Raw genomic sequence first — 17,753 nt, 5'->3', positions numbered from 1 at the left:
CAACCATCAGACTGTGGATCGGTAATTCAGTGTCTCACTAAATGAAACAGTGATATCACTCACAAAGGTCATTGATTCTGGTAATAAAAAAAGAGCACACCAATGGCATGCTCTTTCAACAGTTTAACTCATCATTACAACGAATAGGTTTCTAAAACGCTAAATTCAATCTTTTGCAGATCTTCATCTTTCGAGGATGCTCCCACCATCAGGTCAAACTCGCCCGCTTCAACACAGCGCTCAAGACTTGGCAACACGATCGCAAGCTGCTCTTGATTGATCGTTACAACGACTTGTTTGCTCTCACCTGCTGCTAGCTCAACTCTTGCAAAGCCACACAAGTTCTTAATTGGCGTTGTCACCGATGAATAGCGATCATTGAAATAAACCTGTGCGACTTCAACGCCATCACGTGATGATGTGTTGGTTAAGCTGAATGTCACCAACAGATCTTCACCTTTCTCTAGCTGCGTTTTATTCAACGTAGGCGCGCCATACACAAAAGTACTGAAAGACTCACCTTCACCAAATGAGAATAGAGGCGCTGTTGGCATATCAATATAACGCTCCTCACCCTCTAACTTGGCACAATTCTGTGCATGCCAACCTTGATACTTGTTGTAATACACTGGTGATTGGCCGACATGAACAGGGAAAGAAATGGTCAACTTACCCCCTGGGTTTACCTCACCAAATAGCACCTCTTTAAATGCCTGCCCCGCTTTGGGACCTGCGTTGAATCCACAGATCAGTGCATCCGCGTTGTCTTTAACCCAAGGAATGGTAAGAGGCTTAGACGCAACAAAGTTAACGATCAATGGCTTACCTGATGCTTTTGCCACTTCTAACAACGCTTGTTGCTGGCCCGTAAGATCTAAGTTAGCGCGATCATGGAACTCACCATTCTGTGCTAACGTATCACCCACACAAGCAATGATGATATCGGCACTGCTGGCAGCATCTTGCACGGCAACGAGCTCTTCAAATGTTTCATCTTCGCAATCAGCACCTTTAATGTACTGAACATCAAAGCCATGCTCTTGACCTGCAAGTGTGAGAGCTTGAAGGGTTGTGATCGTTTGGTCGCGATGGAATGTATCATTGGTTGCCCCTGCCTGCATCGAGCCAAATGACCAATCTCCAAGCTGTGCAATCACATCATCCGCGTTAGGCCCGATGACCAATACCTTGTTTAGCTTGGAAGGCTCCAGTGGCAATAGACCTTCGTTTTTAAGCAGAACGAGTGATTTACGGCTAGCCTCTAGTGATACCGCCATATGCTCGGGTGTCGACATATCTTGCTCACGGTTGCCCATGTATGAACGCAGCTCGTCAAATAGCCCAAGTTCAAATTTCTTAGTCAGGATACGGCTCACCGCCTCATCAAGTATTTCTTGCGGTACTCGACCTTCGTTGACGAGTTCAACCGTCAGAGGATAGAACTCAGGCACTGACATCATCATGTCATTACCCGCCATCAATGACTGATAGCATGCTTCTTTTTCATCCGCGCAAACAGTTTGCTTAGTATGCAATGAGCGTACATTTTCCCAGTCCGTCACAATAAAGCCGTCAAGACCCCAATCCGTTTTTGCTACGTCAGTAAGCAGCCACTTATCAGCCGTCACTGGGACACCATCAATCGCTTGGTAACCGGTCATCAACGATGCAACATTGGCTTCTTTTACCGCCTTTTCAAACGGTGGTAGGAAGGTTGATAGCAGTTTACGACGAGAAACATCCACTTCGTAAGAATCACGACCCCCGAGTGCTTCACCGTAAGCAACGTAGTGCTTAGCACAAGCTAAGATATTGTCGGTGGAACTCGCGCTATCCCCCTGATAACCCTTAATCGTGGCAGCCGCCATTTCACCAATCAACCATGGATCCTCACCATAGGTTTCATTCACACGCCCCCAGCGAGCGTCACGGCCGACACAGAGAACAGGAGAAAACGTCCAGTGCTGACCAGTTGCACGCGTCTCTTTGGCGGTCACGCGAGCCATGCGGTACGCCAAGTCTAAATCCCAGCTTGAAGAAGCAGACAACTGCGTTGGGAAGACGGTTGAATCATTGTCAAAGCAGTGTCCATGAATCGCATCAATACCAAAGATTAAAGGGATACCTAGACGAGTATTCGCGGCACGCTCTTGAAGCTCATGGACCATATTACCAGTACAGTGCAGGTAACTGCCCACATGCCACTCCTCTAACTTCTCGGTATAGCCACCAAAGTGCGCTGGCAATTGAACCAACTGACCGACTTTCTCCTCGACCGTCATTAGGCTTAGAAGATTGGCAACACGCTCTGCTGTAGAGTAGCTCTTATCTTTGTATATTTCGTTCACGTTATGTCTCCTAAAGAGATGATTGCCTCCATATCTTCGATGGAAGCTTTTGCTGTAGATTATTAGGCTCAATATAGAGCTCAAAGGGAGGAATAATCATTGGTATATTTGTTTAATTTGTTACTTTTTTTGGTACAAATTAAATAATCGTGAGTTTCTTCAACTGTTGTGAAATAACCATGAAATCGCTTTCAAGAAATGATGATATTGTGCGCAAAAAAAATGCCTAACCAAGGTTAGGCATTAAGCAAGGAACCGCTCAAGAGTTAATCTTTGTGATTATCATAAATCGCATTTTCAGTGTTTTTATCGAACACATGCAGCTGAGCTGCATCAACATAGAGTGTCATTTCCTGACCCGCCTCTACTTTGTAGCTTGAAGGCGCTTCAACCACCAGTTTATGTTCACCGAAGTCGTAGGTGACTTGGATTGTCGTTCCCAACAACTCGTAGCTCTCAACGGTTGCGGTGATTTCAATTGGCTCAACTAGGTTGTCGTTGACTAGATATATGTCACTTGGGCGAAGACCGACGGTCACCTCTGATTCTGTTTCTTGCGACAATCGGCCACGCAACGGCAAGATTTGGTTAGCTATCTCTAACTGCCAAGCGCCACCACTTTGATACATATTTGCCGGTAACAGGTTCATCGTTGGGCTACCGATAAAGCCAGCGACAAACTTGTTTGCCGGGTTATGGTAGATCTCTTCTGGTGTACCGACTTGTTCAATGTTGCCGTCTTTTAAAATCACGATGCGATCAGCGAGTGTCATCGCCTCTACTTGGTCATGCGTGACGTAAATCGTGGTCTTCTTGAGTTTTTTGTGCAGTAGCTTAATCTCACCGCGCATCGCGTTACGTAATTTAGCGTCAAGGTTCGATAATGGCTCATCAAACAAGAATACTTCAGGCGTGCGCACCATCGCTCGTCCCATCGCGACACGTTGACGCTGACCACCTGATAAAGCACGCGGTTTACGATCGAGTAGGGGAGTCAGCTGAAGCATATCCGCCACAGGACGAACTTGGCGATCAATTTCGTCTTTTTTCACTCCTGCCATTTTCAGTGCGAAACCAATGTTGTCATAGACGGTCATGTGCGGATAAAGCGCATAGCTTTGGAACACCATCGCAATATCCCTTTCGTTCGGTTTCAGGTCGTTAACGACGCTATCGCCAATGGAAACTTCGCCACCAGTGATCTCCTCAAGGCCTGCAAGCATGCGCAGCGTTGTCGACTTCCCACAACCCGACGGACCAAGAAATACGATAAATTCACCATCTTCAATATCAAGATTGAAGTTCTTCACTATCTGAACATTACCCGGGTAGGTCTTGTCGACGTTTCTAAATGATACTGATGCCATGCTTACTATATCCTTGCGTTAATGATGTGATGCTTCACCAACCTTATACACACTCGTTTTATCCAGTAGGGTATGGTTTGTAATTCGTGTTATTGGTGATAAAACAAAGCCAGAAATTCGGCAGTTGGCTTATTCTGTGTCGAGATAGGCACGCTGATCAAGCTTGGAAATGTGACTAGATTAACAACCAAAAATAAATACAATTTTTCATAAGTGGAAAAATAAAATTAATCAAATTCAACTTACCAAATTAAATATCTTAAATTATAAATATGGCAACTTTTGGCTAAGGACATCTATCATCGTACAATTCTTATCGCTACAATATTTCCTCCCCGTTACCTGCTAGGAAGTGTCGTTGATTACCATTAAAGAAGTCTCAGAGTTGGCGAAGGTCTCTCAATCTACCGTGTCTCGTACACTCAACGGACACGCCTCTGTCAAAGAAGCTAACCGACAAAAAGTGTTCGCGGCGATTGAGCAACTGGGTTACACGCCCAACGCGTTCGCACAAGCTTTGGCTTCTAGTCGGTCTAATAGTATTGGTATGCTAGTCGGTTCTCTCGACGGCCCTTTTTACGGCCCTTTAATGCATCATGCTGAAAATACCGCGCGCAACAATAACATGCATTTGATTGTCACAAGTGGACAAGAGAGTAAAAGTCGAGAACTAGACTCCATTCGCTTCCTCAAGGCAAAGCGCGTCGATGGTATGATCCTACACACCGACAAACTCACTGATAGTGAGCTCATCGATGTTGTCGCTAAAAATCCAATGACGCTGATACTCAATCGCTTTATTCCCGAGATTGCAGACCACTGCCTCTATTTCGATAATGAACTTGGTGGCTATTTGGCAACCAAACACCTCATAGAGCGAGGCCACCAGCGTATCGCCTGCATCACTGGGCAGGCGAGCAAAGTTGATAGTAGGGAGAGGCTACAAGGTTATCGATTAGCTTTGCAAGAGCACAATATCGACCATGATCTTAGCCTAGTAATAGAGGGACGCTTCGATCATGAAGGCAACCATCAAGTCGCAGAAAAACTCTTAGACAGAAACACGGGGGCTACAGCAGTATTCTGTCAAAACGATGCCATCGCATTGGCTCTATATGATGTGTGTTACGAGAGAGGCATCGCGGTAGGAAAAAATCTGTCGATTGTAGGCTTTGATAATGATACCTACAGCCAACACATTCGCCCTAGCCTGACGACCGTCAACTTCCCTGTTCAAGAGATGGGACAGCTAGCAGTAGAAAGACTTTTATCGATGTTAAATCGCTCGTCGGCCTCTGATATCAGCGCTCTTCAACCCGCGCTTGTCATTAGAGATTCTGTTTCAACAGGGTGCGTGTGTTTACTTTCCTCAAAATCACAGGTGTAAAACATCTGTATATTCATTGCGAACCAAGCTAACCTGTCGATAAGGTTGTCGTTAAATACTTTAAGCCATGCCAAAAAACCTCTATCTCACCTTAGATCTTAACTTGCTAAAAACGTTTATCATTCTGCATCAAGAGCTCAACATGCGAGCGGCTTCAAAGCGCCTCTTAGTTTCTCAACCGGCCATCAGTCAAGCTCTTAAAAAGCTTCGTAATCATTTTAACGATGAGCTCTTCGTCAAAGTGCCATCAGGCCTTAAAAGCACGCCATTCGCTGATGACTTGGCTGGCAGAATCAAACCGCTGCTGGACAAGCTTGAAAGTGAGATTAATTCGACTGGTACGTTTATCCCTGAAGATATTGAACAGTCGATAAAAATCGCCATGCCCTCAATATTTATGTACTGCTTTGGCGGCAGGCTCTTCACACATCTACAAACATTAGCGCCAAAAGCAAAAATAGAACTGCTGGATTGGAACAACACGACATTACAGTCGCTAGACAGAGATGAAATAACGATTGGGCTGCACTATGATCTTCCGAAAATCACGACAATCTCTAATACCGAAGTCGCAGGTGCAAAAGGCTTGGTACTCACTCGTAAAGGACATCCTCTCACGGGTCAGGACGACTTAAGAATCGAAGATTTAGCGGACTACAAACTTGCATCAATCATTAATTCTGGCTGGAATGATAACTTTGTACAAACGAAAGACATTGCAAGGGCTCATGGTGTCAGCATCCAAGTTGGTTTACGTTCTGAGTCATTTCAAGCCCTGCTTGATGTGATATCTACCACCGATATGTTTATTGGGTTTACCACCTTATTCCCTATCAAAGAGCACCCTAAGCTCACCACGCATACCTTACGCGAGATAGAACAAAACCCTACCGATTTCACTTGGCCAATATTCGCTTACTACCACAAGAAGAATGACAAGAACCCTCTCACTCACTGGCTGACTGAAGAAATAGGTCGTGTCATCCAGGCTCAAATCAAGCACAATTTGACCAAGTGATTAGCATTACTTATCACGGTGATAATCAAAGCGAATTAGAGTTATCATCCCCTTCTCTCTAAGATACGTGCCAATTTAAGGAGATCAGCGCCAAGGAAGAAACTGCGCAATTAACACGCTTAATTGAGAAGTATTCTATGAAAACCCTTTTACCTGCACTTTTGACGACGGCACTACTCTCTTCTAACGCTTTGGCTAACCCTATGATGGAAGGTCACCGCATTGGTCTTGGTTTCTCTAGCACTGATGTGGAAGATGTTAGCTGGGGCAGTGGTCTTAAAGTGGAATATGGCTATGACTTTAACCACATCTTTGGCTTGAACGTTTCATACGCTCAAAACAAAGACAGCGAGTATGGCCTTAAGTTAGATGGTTCTACCTTCAAGGTTGACACTGATATTGGCTATAAGTTTGACTTAGATGGCTTTGCAATCAAGCCATTTATCGCGCTAGGTTTCGCGCGCAACAGTGAAAAGTTCTCGTTTGATGGTTATTCAGAGACGTTTAACGACACATCAATGTTCTTTGGTTTCGGTGCTCGCGCGGATATCAACCGTCACTTCTACTCTGAAATGCGCTTTGATATGCCTACGTTTGACTCTCTCGAGTACGACCAGTTCTCTTGGACGTTTGGCTACCGTTTCTAGAGCTTTAACAATCATCCCCATTGGTGAAAAGCACCAATGGGGATGTGTCCACCAAATACTAAGCTAATAGCTTCCCTTCAGATATTGTGACTTCCACCTTTTCTATCAAACCTGAACGCGAGAAAAGATGTTCACATAAACTCTCAGTCAGTACTAAATGCTCTAGCATTTCTGAGTGCCCATTACTGAACGTTACTTTTACGCTCTCGCCGCCAAACTGCACCGCCGTGTAGATAAAGGGTACCTGGCAATAAGTAAACGCAAGCTGGCCTCTATTTAGAGGGTAGCGACGCTCAACGCCTTCGATACTTTGGCAAACAAACGTGGCGGCCTTAGACAAAAACTCGTCGCGCTTGAGCAGAGATGGCTCAATCGTTATTTCACGATTCTCAACCTTGATTCCTAACTCACCAAATCGAGTCAATACTTCCTCTTTCACTTGTCCCGTCATACCTGGTTGCTGAGCACCTGCACTCTTTGGCGTGTGAGAGTAAGGGTCTGTTGGGAACGCGCCGTAATTGTCTGGCGTTTTATTGAAACCAATACCTTCACGCACGCGATAGTAGTGCTGCGCAAGCTTTTGTGTCTGCTGAGAAGTTGGATCTTGTTGCCAAGCAGCTTGATAGTTCTCTTGAACTGCCAATAACAGCTTTGACACCATATGCCAATAGATACAACCTAACCCTTCATAACCAAACATGGTGCCTGAACGACCCGTGAATGCTTTGTGATTGAATACCTGCTCGTATAGGGTTTGTATATCGAACCATACTTGCTCCGGCTGATTTGGGTAGTCTGTTTGTACCGCTTCCAAAGCCGTATTCAGATAGCCGACATTCTCAAAGCCAGCATTAAAGTGATACTTTCCTTCACTGTCTCGGATAATCAGTCGTTGGTCATTAACCTCTAACATCGCCATCAACGCTGGGTTATTGGCCACACTCTCGCTAGAAATGACATTCTTATCCATAAACGATGAGAGCTCGCGGTCTGGATAGAGCATGAAGCTATGCTGATCTTCTCGATACATTGCACTATCGAAGAGTTGATCCAATAATTCTACTGCCTCTTGCGCCGACAATAGACCAGAGCTCAGCACTGCGACTTGCCCCTCTAACATTGGATAAAGCTCATCCACAGTTAAGGTTTCCGCTTTGCAGTTCAGAATGTTATAGGCATTGTACAAACCATCTTCTCGCAAGTTATTGCGACAACTTGAATCAATCACCTCTAGACTGACACTCAACAGCTGCTCGATTCTTGCTTTCTCAGTCTCTGACTTCGCTGAGAAGCCTCCTTGCTTGTAGACTGAGTTGCGATATTGCTCAGCTGCTCGCGCCAAGTTTGTCAGCAGTGCCTTCTGCGTTTGCGGCGTCATCGTCTCTTGTGTGATCTCTTTCGCGGCTTGCTCTAAGATCTCGGTAATTTGTATCATCCAATCCGCTACTTCCAAAGACAACCAGAACTGATTCGGTGCTTTATCTAATAGCTTCTGCATAAAGGCAACATAGCGACGCATGTAGTACAGAGTCACCATCGATAGGCCATTACCGACAATGGCGTTATTGGCGTCATTCCATTCCGGGCGTTGTGTGTTGAGCCAAATCCCACCATCAACAACAAGGTTGCTCAATTTCGCCAACAGTGGGACGAGAACCTTTTCCATCAGGTTGACGAGGTAGACTTCATCATCGCTACCTAATACCAGCTTTCCATCACTACCGAGTTGTTGTGTCTTCTCCTCGGTCAGGGCTTGAGTCCCATCGCTGAAGTTCACCGTATCTTTCGGGTTGTTAAATAGACCCTCTACGTCACATAACTCATAGGGCACATTGGCATAGCTAAACGTGTCACTACTTAGAGATTCGATTAACCCTTGTTGGTCAAACTTGTCCGCAAGCTCTAAGAATTTCAGTAGGTAGATGATCTGGTGATCACCCCAGTAACCAATATTGCTCCAAGGATCGTCCGGCTCTAGTAGCTCCCAATCAACGCCATCTTTAGTAATACGGTAAGGGTTGTAGCCGTCCATCGTTGACGCATTGACAAACTTGGCAATAAACGACTGGATAAAGCCCGGATAGCTCATCGCCATCGCTTCCCAGTTTTGGAAGATGTCACGCCAGTTGCCTTGATATGACAGCAAGCGCTCGCCTTGCTCATCTTTTAACTTAATTTCGTAGTGGTTCCACGGACGACTCGGATCACCATGGCGTCGTCCAAATGTCAGTGGCAAGTACTCATAACTCAGGCGCACCAACTGTTGGTCACCCGTCTGTTTTGCTTTGCTCACCAAACCGGCATGTGTGAAGCTCTCTGGTAGTTGGGCAAAGAAGCCTTCATGACGCACACATACAACTCGGTTTGCTCTGCGCATCGTTTTTTCTACGTCGGCTTTATCGAGAACGTAGCCATCCAAGACAACACCACCACGCATGTTGTTGAACAGCACATTGGCATAATGGTGCACGCTGGTACTTTCGTCGGCGGTTAACTGCCACGCATCAGCCCCAGACATCAAGTTCACCAGCTCTTGTTGGTTAGCAGAAACACTATTATTTACGATGCCGCTGAGTGCGCTTGGGTCTTGAAGCGCTTGTTTTAGCTTACAGACATCACTGTGGGTTTTATCGATATCTGCGACGATCTGCCAAGAATCACTTTGATTAGCACCCAGTACCATTCGATGAGTGAGTAAGTAGCTGCCGCGAGCGCCCTTGGTAAGCATTTCTTGCTCTAAGGGTAGCCCCTTTCGGAAACGCCCCACTTGGCGGCTGGTTAGAAGAATCTCCCCTGGCATACCCAAGCTAAATACCGTTGTCGCGAATAGTGACTCAGCAGGGTCAGCACGATCACTCAGCTTGGCATACATAGTAAACAGGGCTAGCGAACTGTCTTTTGCTCGCTCATTCCATTTATACGCGTCAACCAGAGCACTACGTGTCTGCAGTGCCTGAAGTGGCGCACCTGAAGGCAAAAGGTTCTGGATCCCATCCAGTAACTCAACCTCTAAAGCCTCTTCAGTGAGGTTAGTTATTTGGCTCTCTCGAACAAAGCCATACTCTTCACTGGTTGCCCAGCTATACTCAAACTTCAGTCCGAGTGTATGGTTTATCTCTTCAAACAAGATCTTATCACCGATCGTGTTCTTGTAGAGATTGCGCGATACTTGATAGAGCCCATCATGTTGCGGGTTGAACGGTTCCCATAAAGCTACGCCTTGCGCTTTATGTACTCTAACAATCGTTTTGGAGCCCGTATTTTCAGCGCTCTCATGAATATGATCGACGGACTTGTAGGGAAATAACGCATTCTCTGGACGAATACGCCCGGCGGATAGACTCCCAGTCGATGAAATAAACAGCCAATGATCACTGGATGACACCACACTAATAAAGAACGGTGCCATCTGATCAACGTGTGAGATCTTATAAAAGCGCTCACCGCGCTTGTCTATAAACTTGCCGCTTACCGCGTGCTCTGAGAAAGTTCTTTGAATCATAGAAAATTTTCAACCTCAAAAAGAAAGCGCTTTCTTTTGCGCTTATCAGTAGTGTCGATTTGAATGCAAATGATCGTGTCATTTGAGCATCAATCTAAGCACGGCATCATTAGAAATTGGTCTGTTTTTTACTGTGGTAACCTATTGGCAGATGGTTATTTACAGTAATCGCTTATCTCAGACTGTTCGTTTGAGCTGGCTTATCGTCGTCCATATCAGCACTCTCTATTTTGATAACTCAAAAAGAAAGCGCTTTCTTTTGATTTGATATTACTCCCTTTCCCCTACTCAACAAGTGGGATTCTGTCCAATTGAGCGAAACTTCACGAACAATACACTTCCCATGCAACTGCTATGAAACCGTGATTCACACGAAGCTATTCAAGTGATTGATAACACTGCTATGATGGGGAAATGAGTACAAGTTAAAAATAGGCCGTCATATGAAACCAAAGAACATCGTCATCTTATCTGGAGCGGGATTAAGTGCTGAATCAGAGGGGATGCGTACCTTTCGCTACAGTAACGGTCTTTGGAACGAGCACCGAATAGAAGACGTTTGCACCCCAGAGGCACTCGAAAGAGATCCCCATTTGGTCAACGAATTTTACAATAACCTCCGCTCAAAGATGGTGGACATCGAACCCAATGCCGCCCATCACGCCTTAGCTAAACTTCAACGCGAGTTTGACGGAAATTGTCACCTCATCACACAAAACGTAGACAACTTTTTGGACATGGCCGGCGCTGATGTTATCCATATGCATGGTGAGCTCAACTCTGCACTGTGCCCAACATCAGGTCAACGTGTTGAATGGAAGCAGGACATCATCGTTGGTGAGTCCTACTGCACCTGCTGCGAAATACCATCGCAACTTAGAGTCGATATCGTATTTTTTGGCGAAATGCCGTATCGCATGACCGAGATTCAATCGCTCCTAGCAAAAGCAGAGCTTTTCATCGCCGTCGGCACCTCTGGTAAGGTCTACCCTGCCGCAGGCTTTGTCGATGAAGCGAATCACTTTGGTGCTGAAACGATTGAGATTAATTTGGAGCCAGGGGATCTGTGTGGGGAGTTTGATGAAAGCCGTCAGGGGAAAGCGACCGTTTTGATTCCTGAGTTAGTTGAACAGCTTCTTAGTAAGTAACAGGAAAACAACCTATAAAAAAGCCCGCTCATTTGAGCGGGCTTAATATTTTTAACAGAGGTGACGTCTTACTCAGCGTCTTTCTCTTTCGCCGCCGTCACAGCAATCGCTAGCTCTTCAAGCGCAGCTGGGTTTGCTAGGCTCGGTGCGTCTGTTAGTAGACAGCTTGCGTTTGTTGTTTTCGGGAATGCGATAACATCACGGATGTTCTCTGTGCCACAAAGCAGCATGACTAGACGGTCAAGACCGAATGCTAGACCTGCGTGCGGTGGTGTACCGAACTTCAGTGCGTCTAGCAGGAAGCCGAACTTCGCTTGTTGCTCGTCTGCTTCAATACCTAGGATATCGAATACCGCAGATTGCATCTCAGCGTTGTGAATACGTACAGAACCGCCGCCCACTTCGTAGCCGTTTAGAACCATGTCGTATGCGTTAGAGTTTGCCGCTGCTGGGTTCGCTTTTAGCTCTTCTGCAGTCACACCTAGAGGTGATGTGAATGGGTGGTGCATCGCGTGTAGGTTGCCTTCATCGTCTTCTTCAAACATTGGGAAGTCAACAACCCATAGTGGAGCCCATGCAGACTCATCGGTAAGCTCTAGGTCTGTACCTAGCTTCAGGCGAAGTGCGCCCATTGCTTCAGAGACAGTGTTCGCTTTGTCTGCGCCGAATAGGATGATATCGCCAGTCTCTGCGCCAGTGCGCTCAAGAATACCGTTGATCACTTCTTCGTTTAGGAACTTAGCCACTGGAGATTGGATGCCTTCCATGCCTGCAGCACGGTCGTTAACCTTCATCCATGCTAGACCTTTCGCACCGTAGATACCAACGAACTCACCGTAGCTGTCAATCTGCTTACGAGTTAGCTTAGCGCCACCTGGTACGCGGATTACTGCAACGCGACCTTTCTCGTCGTTAGCAGGACCAGAGAATACTTTGAACTCAACGTCTTTAACTAGGTCAGCAACGTCTACTAGTTCTAGTGGGTTACGTAGGTCTGGCTTATCAGAACCAAAACGACGCATCGCTTCAGAGAATGGCATGATTGGGAACTCACCTAGATCAACGTCTAGAAGCTCTTGCCACATGTCACGAATCATCTTCTCAGTGGTTGCGCGAACTTGTTCTGCGCTCATGAATGATGTTTCGATATCGATCTGTGTGAATTCTGGCTGACGGTCAGCACGTAGGTCTTCATCACGGAAACATTTAACGATCTGGTAGTAACGGTCAAAGCCAGACATCATTAGCAGCTGTTTGAATAGCTGTGGAGACTGAGGCAGTGCGTAGAACGAACCTTTATGAACACGGCTTGGTACTAAGTAGTCACGCGCACCTTCTGGTGTCGCTTTGGTTAGTACTGGTGTTTCGATGTCCAGGAAGCCGTTATCATCTAGGAAGCGACGAACAAAGCTTGATGCTTTAGCGCGTAGCTTGATGCGGTCGCTCATTTCTGGACGACGTAGGTCTAGGTAACGGTATTTTAGACGCTGCTCTTCAGAGTTCTTTTGGTTGAAGTCTAGTGGCAGAACGTCAGCGCGGTTGATGATCTCAAGGCCTTTAGCGATGATCTCAACTTCACCCGTTGCCATGTCTTTATTAACTTGGCTGTCTGGACGAACGCGTACTTCACCCGTTAGTTTGATACAGAATTCATTACGAAGTTGGTTAGCCACTTCGTACGCATCTGCCATATCTGGGTCAACTACTACCTGAACGATACCTTCACGATCTCGCATATCGATGAAAATAAGACCGCCCAAATCACGACGACGGTTAACCCAGCCGCAAAGTTCTACAGTTTGTCCTGCAAGGGACTTGTTCAGGTGACCACAGTAATGGGTACGCATAATGAAATTCCCAATATCTTTTAAATTTGTTGATGACTCTCCACCAGCACGAGAAATACTGATGGTTCAAAGTTCCATTTATACGCTGAAAGTCGGATTAAATCGACTGTTCAGCTGATAATTTGGTGTGTTTTATACCCCATTGGCTGCATTTAGCTTAATTAGTGTGCAAAAGCATAGCAATGTGGTGAAATTTGGCGGCGATTATACCGATTATTGGCGTTGAGATATAGGCTTTATTAAGTTGTGAAAATCGCACAAAATGGGCGAAAGTGAGACAGATTTAAAAGGACAATTCAGCAGTATGGAACACTACCCTATTCGACTCGGTCTCACACTGTGGTCGCACAATCAATGGCAGCAGAGCTTCTACGGGAAAGGGACAAAACCCGCTGAACGGCTCGCGAAATACGCTCAAGTTTTTTCGACCGTAGAGGGTAATACGACGTTCTACGCGACACCGAGTGCTCAAACCGTTCTCAACTGGCGTGACGCCACCCCAGATCACTTTCGCTTTACCTTCAAGTTACCGAAGGCCATCACCCACGATCAGTTGCTCAAAAATAGTCGCGGCGAGCTACTGAACTTCCTTAAAGTGATGGAACCACTATCAGAAAAAGTGGGCCAATGGACCATTCAACTACCCGCAACTTTTGGCTTTGAGGATTTAGAACGGCTCAAGCAGTTTTGCCATTCTTTCCCCAAAGCGTTTAATTTAGGCGTTGAAGTGCGAAATCCAGCGTTTTTCGCAAAAGGTGAAGCAGAGACGACATTAAATAGCTGGATGATCGACCAAGAAATTAATCGAGTGATTATGGACAGCCGCCCCGTATTTGCCGCAGCACCAACCTCTGAAGCGGTGATCGATGCACATCAGAAAAAACCACGCGTTCCCGTCCATGCGCTCGCAACGGCAAAGCGACCGATGATTCGCTTTATCGGCCACCCAGAGATGGAGGCTAACAACGCATTTTTCGCCCCCTGGCTCACTAAGTTGCCCCTTTGGATAAAGCAGGGAATCGAGCCTTACTTAATGATTCACACTCCAGATAATGTCCTCGCACCAGAGTTAGCGGTTCAACTCTATACTCAGCTAAATAAGCATATGGATAACAAGGTTATGCTACCTGGCTTAGCGCCATTTCCTGCCGATGATCATCAGTCACAGTTTGATCTTTTCTAGAACTAACTACTCAAAAAGGACGCAAACAAGTTCTTAAACCACAACATAAAACCATCCCACAGCTTTGAAAACCAACCACCCTCCGCCACGGCTTGCGCGCTGACCAGTGGATAAGTTGCGACTATTTCTTCGTCTTTCATCCAAACCACTTCACCCACTTGTTGCCCAAGTTCAATTGGGGCCATTAGGGGTTCATTGAATATTACGGCGCGCTCTAAGTTTTTAGTTTTGGACCTTGGCAGTGTGATGTATGCGTCTCTTGAGAAACTCGCGTCTACTTCGTTTATGTCTCCTTTCCACACGTGAACTTTTGATTCCACCTGATGAGCATCAGCGACTTTCTTGGTCGTGTAAAAACGAAAACCATAGCTCAAAAGGTTCTTTGATTGGCTAACGCGTGCGTTTTTGCTTTCTGTTCCCATGACAACAGAGATCAAACGCATATCTCCATCGACAGCAGAACTGACGAGGCTATATCCTGCATTCGAGGTATAACCGGTTTTTCCACCGTCCACATTGATGCCGTTATCCCAAAGAAGGCTGTTGCGGTTGTACTGTTTTATCTTGTTCCAAGTAAACTCTTTTTCATTATAAATTTCGTACACATCCGGTACATCCTCGATGATGTTCTTCATCAAAATTGCCATGTCCCGCGGAGAAGTTTGAATCCCCTCGGCATCAAGCCCATGTGAATTTATAAACCGTGTATCATGCATACCTAGGCTATCAGCCCAATCGTTCATCAAACTGACAAAAGCAGACTCACTCCCCGCAACATGCTCAGCAAGCGCAACACAGGCGTCATTGCCAGATTGCACAATCACCCCATGCATTAGATCAGAGACCGAGATTTCATCTTTTGGCTTGATGAACATTTTTGACGAATCAGGAAATTTTTGAGACCAAGCATTGACTCCAACCGTGACCGTGTCTTCCCATGCTAACCTCTCGGCGAGAATCTCTTGGCCTACGACGTAAGCAGTCATCAATTTTGTTAGGCTCGCGGGTGCAAGTCCAGCGCGACCATTTTGCTCTGCGATCACTTTTTCTGAGTGATAGTCCATCAGTACGTAGCCTTTCGCACTCAACTCTGGTGGGTTTGGTATGCTGATCGCCGCGACGGTAAAACTGTTCATTGCAATGACAAACAAGGTGGCACGAATCATCTTCTTCACAGTCCATTCTCCCTAAAATCAACGATGGCTCCGGCCTCTGTCCGAACCATCAAAAAATCATCGAATCATTGGTCGGTATATCTCTGATACTTATGTAAATAATCACGGGCTCTCTGGCACCAATTTGAGCATAGACTAGTATTGAGGGCGTGACCGTGAATGATATGAAAATGAAGTGATTGAGACAGTTCCTTTTTTACCGTAAAATACGCGCCTTTTTTATGACTGGTGAACCTTCATCAGACAATGCATAAGTGAGATGCAGCATGACCAACAAAGACACCATATTTTCAGCGCCTATCGATAAAATTGGTGATTTCACCTTCGATGAGCGAGTGGTTGAAGTCTTTCCTGATATGATTCAACGCTCTGTACCCGGTTACAGCAACATCATTTCAGCGATTGGCATGCTGGCGGAGCGTTTCGTAAAGCCAAACAGTCATGTCTATGACCTGGGTTGTTCATTAGGTGCCGCCACACTATCAATGCGCCGTCACATCAATCAAGAAGGCTGTAAAATCATCGCGGTGGATAACTCTCCAGCCATGGTGGAGCGCTGTAAGCTGCATATTAACTCCTACCGCAGTGACACTCCTGTGGAAGTGGTTGAAGCAGACATTCGTGAAATCAACATTGAAAATGCCTCTGTTGTCGTATTGAACTTCACACTGCAGTTTCTTTCACCGGAAGACCGCTTTACTTTATTAAAGAAAATCCATGCAGGACTGCGCCCGGGCGGTATTCTGATTTTGTCTGAGAAGTTTGTCTTTGAAGATAGTACCTCTCACGAGTTGCTTATCGATCTACATCATGATTTTAAACGTGCGAACGGTTATAGCGAACTTGAGATAAGCCAAAAGCGCAGCGCAATTGAAAATGTGATGCGTCCAGACTCTATCGCTATGCACAAAGAACGCTTTGAGCAAATCGGCTTTTCAAGCTTCGAGGTTTGGTTCCAATGCTTCAACTTCGGTTCAATGTTTGCCATTAAGTAAACTACGATTTAGTTATCACACAATTTTACTCTAGCCTGCGGAAAGAACCCCAAGGCACTGATTTATCGACTGGATTCAACACTATGTTCAATTTTGCCAACTTTTACCAATTGATTGCTCAAGACACACGTCTTCAGCCTTGGCTCAACACTCTGCCCCAGCAGCTGACGGACTGGCAAAATGCCGAACATGGTGACTTTGCTCGTTGGGTGCGTGCACTCAACAAGATCCCGAGCGGCACGCCAGATAACATTGAGCTAAAAGAGAAGGTCGAGCTAGGCAATGCTGAGGCAATGCACCAAGGTGAACTGAAAAAGCTTGAGAATCTACTAAAGACCTTCCATCCGTGGCGTAAAGGTCCATACCATGTTTACGGTATTCATATTGATACCGAGTGGCGTAGTGACTGGAAATGGGATCGCGTCCTGCCTCATATTTCTCCTTTAGAAAATCGCTCAGTACTTGATGTCGGTTGTGGTAATGGCTATCACATGTGGCGTATGCTGGGTGAAGGTGCTCGCTTATGTGTGGGCATCGATCCATCACATCTATTTTTGGTTCAATTTGAAGCCATCCGAAAGTTAATGGGTGACGATCAGCGAGCACATCTGCTACCACTTGGCATTGAACAGTTACCGAAATTGGAAGCGTTCGATACTGTGTTCAGTATGGGGGTGCTGTACCATCGCCGTTCGCCACTTGACCACCTTATCCAACTCAAAGACCAGTTGGTTTCTGGTGGTGAATTGATTCTTGAAACGCTCGTTATTGAGGGTGACGAAAATGCGGTTCTGGTTCCTGTCGATCGTTACGCTCAGATGCGTAATGTCTACTTCTTCCCTTCTGCAAAAGCACTGAAAGTTTGGCTTGAGCAAGTCGGTTTTGAGAACGTACGAATTGTGGATGAAAACACCACAACCATTGGCGAACAGCGCACAACCGAATGGATGACACACAACTCTCTACCGGACTACCTTGACCCGAATGATCCAAACAAGACAGTTGAGGGACACCCTGCTCCTCGTCGTGCGATTTTAGTAGCAAATAAACCATAATTGACAGAAACTTAACCTAACTTCCCATCGTTTTACTCTCACGTACCGGAGAAGGCTTTCAGCCTCCTCCGTTATGCGCTA

The 17,753-nt window shown here is 45.9% G+C and carries 12 protein-coding genes; 7 read left to right on the top strand and 5 right to left on the bottom strand.

Annotated features, from left to right (window positions below; genetic code table 11):
- Positions 1-134: 134 nt before the first annotated feature.
- Positions 135-2,348, bottom strand: a complete 2,214-nt coding sequence (locus tag GT360_RS14780; protein ID WP_239502668.1) for a glycoside hydrolase family 3 N-terminal domain-containing protein — start codon at positions 2,346-2,348, stop codon at positions 135-137.
- Between the two features lie 266 nt (positions 2,349-2,614).
- Positions 2,615-3,715, bottom strand: coding sequence for an ABC transporter ATP-binding protein (locus GT360_RS14775; RefSeq protein WP_164649730.1), 1,101 nt, complete (start codon positions 3,713-3,715; stop codon positions 2,615-2,617).
- A gap of 358 nt (positions 3,716-4,073) precedes the next feature.
- Here GT360_RS14775 and GT360_RS14770 point away from each other — a divergent pair, with 358 nt between their 5' ends.
- From GT360_RS14770 to GT360_RS14760, 3 genes are all read left to right on the top strand, one after another.
- Positions 4,074-5,102, top strand: a complete 1,029-nt coding sequence (locus GT360_RS14770; protein WP_164649729.1) for a LacI family DNA-binding transcriptional regulator — start codon at positions 4,074-4,076, stop codon at positions 5,100-5,102.
- A gap of 103 nt (positions 5,103-5,205) precedes the next feature.
- Complete coding sequence (locus tag GT360_RS14765) at positions 5,206-6,120, top strand: LysR family transcriptional regulator (RefSeq protein WP_164649728.1); 915 nt, start codon at positions 5,206-5,208, stop codon at positions 6,118-6,120.
- 137 nt (positions 6,121-6,257) lie between these two features.
- On the top strand, positions 6,258-6,767 hold the full coding sequence (locus GT360_RS14760; protein ID WP_164649727.1) for a porin family protein: 510 nt from the start codon (positions 6,258-6,260) through the stop codon (positions 6,765-6,767).
- Between the two features lie 58 nt (positions 6,768-6,825).
- On the opposite strand, the gene GT360_RS14755 is transcribed toward GT360_RS14760, so the two are convergent.
- Complete coding sequence (locus tag GT360_RS14755) at positions 6,826-10,269, bottom strand: hypothetical protein (protein ID WP_164649726.1); 3,444 nt, start codon at positions 10,267-10,269, stop codon at positions 6,826-6,828.
- 443 nt (positions 10,270-10,712) lie between these two features.
- On the opposite strand from GT360_RS14755, the gene GT360_RS14750 reads away from it, so the two are divergent.
- Positions 10,713-11,417, top strand: a complete 705-nt coding sequence (locus GT360_RS14750; RefSeq protein WP_164649725.1) for an NAD-dependent deacylase — start codon at positions 10,713-10,715, stop codon at positions 11,415-11,417.
- Positions 11,418-11,485: 68 nt separating this feature from the next.
- Here GT360_RS14750 and aspS read toward each other — a convergent pair whose 3' ends face one another.
- Entirely contained in the window at positions 11,486-13,264 is a 1,779-nt protein-coding gene (gene aspS, locus GT360_RS14745; protein WP_164649724.1) for an aspartate--tRNA ligase, read from the bottom strand.
- A gap of 304 nt (positions 13,265-13,568) precedes the next feature.
- Between aspS and GT360_RS14740 the strand changes: the two genes are divergently transcribed.
- On the top strand, positions 13,569-14,447 hold the full coding sequence (locus GT360_RS14740) for a DUF72 domain-containing protein (protein WP_164649723.1): 879 nt from the start codon (positions 13,569-13,571) through the stop codon (positions 14,445-14,447).
- Positions 14,448-14,449: 2 nt separating this feature from the next.
- Here the strand turns inward: GT360_RS14740 and GT360_RS14735 are convergent, their stop codons facing one another.
- Positions 14,450-15,613, bottom strand: coding sequence for a D-alanyl-D-alanine carboxypeptidase family protein (locus tag GT360_RS14735; protein ID WP_164651121.1), 1,164 nt, complete (start codon positions 15,611-15,613; stop codon positions 14,450-14,452).
- 275 nt (positions 15,614-15,888) lie between these two features.
- On the opposite strand from GT360_RS14735, the gene cmoA reads away from it, so the two are divergent.
- On the top strand, positions 15,889-16,617 hold the full coding sequence (cmoA, locus tag GT360_RS14730; RefSeq protein WP_164649722.1) for a carboxy-S-adenosyl-L-methionine synthase CmoA: 729 nt from the start codon (positions 15,889-15,891) through the stop codon (positions 16,615-16,617).
- Between the two features lie 83 nt (positions 16,618-16,700).
- Entirely contained in the window at positions 16,701-17,672 is a 972-nt protein-coding gene (gene cmoB, locus GT360_RS14725; protein ID WP_164649721.1) for a tRNA 5-methoxyuridine(34)/uridine 5-oxyacetic acid(34) synthase CmoB, read from the top strand.
- Positions 17,673-17,753: the final 81 nt, after the last annotated feature.

The organism is Vibrio astriarenae (assembly GCF_010587385.1).
Taxonomy (GTDB): Bacteria; Pseudomonadota; Gammaproteobacteria; order Enterobacterales; family Vibrionaceae; genus Vibrio; species Vibrio astriarenae.
Note: the sequence above shows the minus strand (reverse complement) of the source record. Positions and strands in the feature narration are given on the sequence as shown.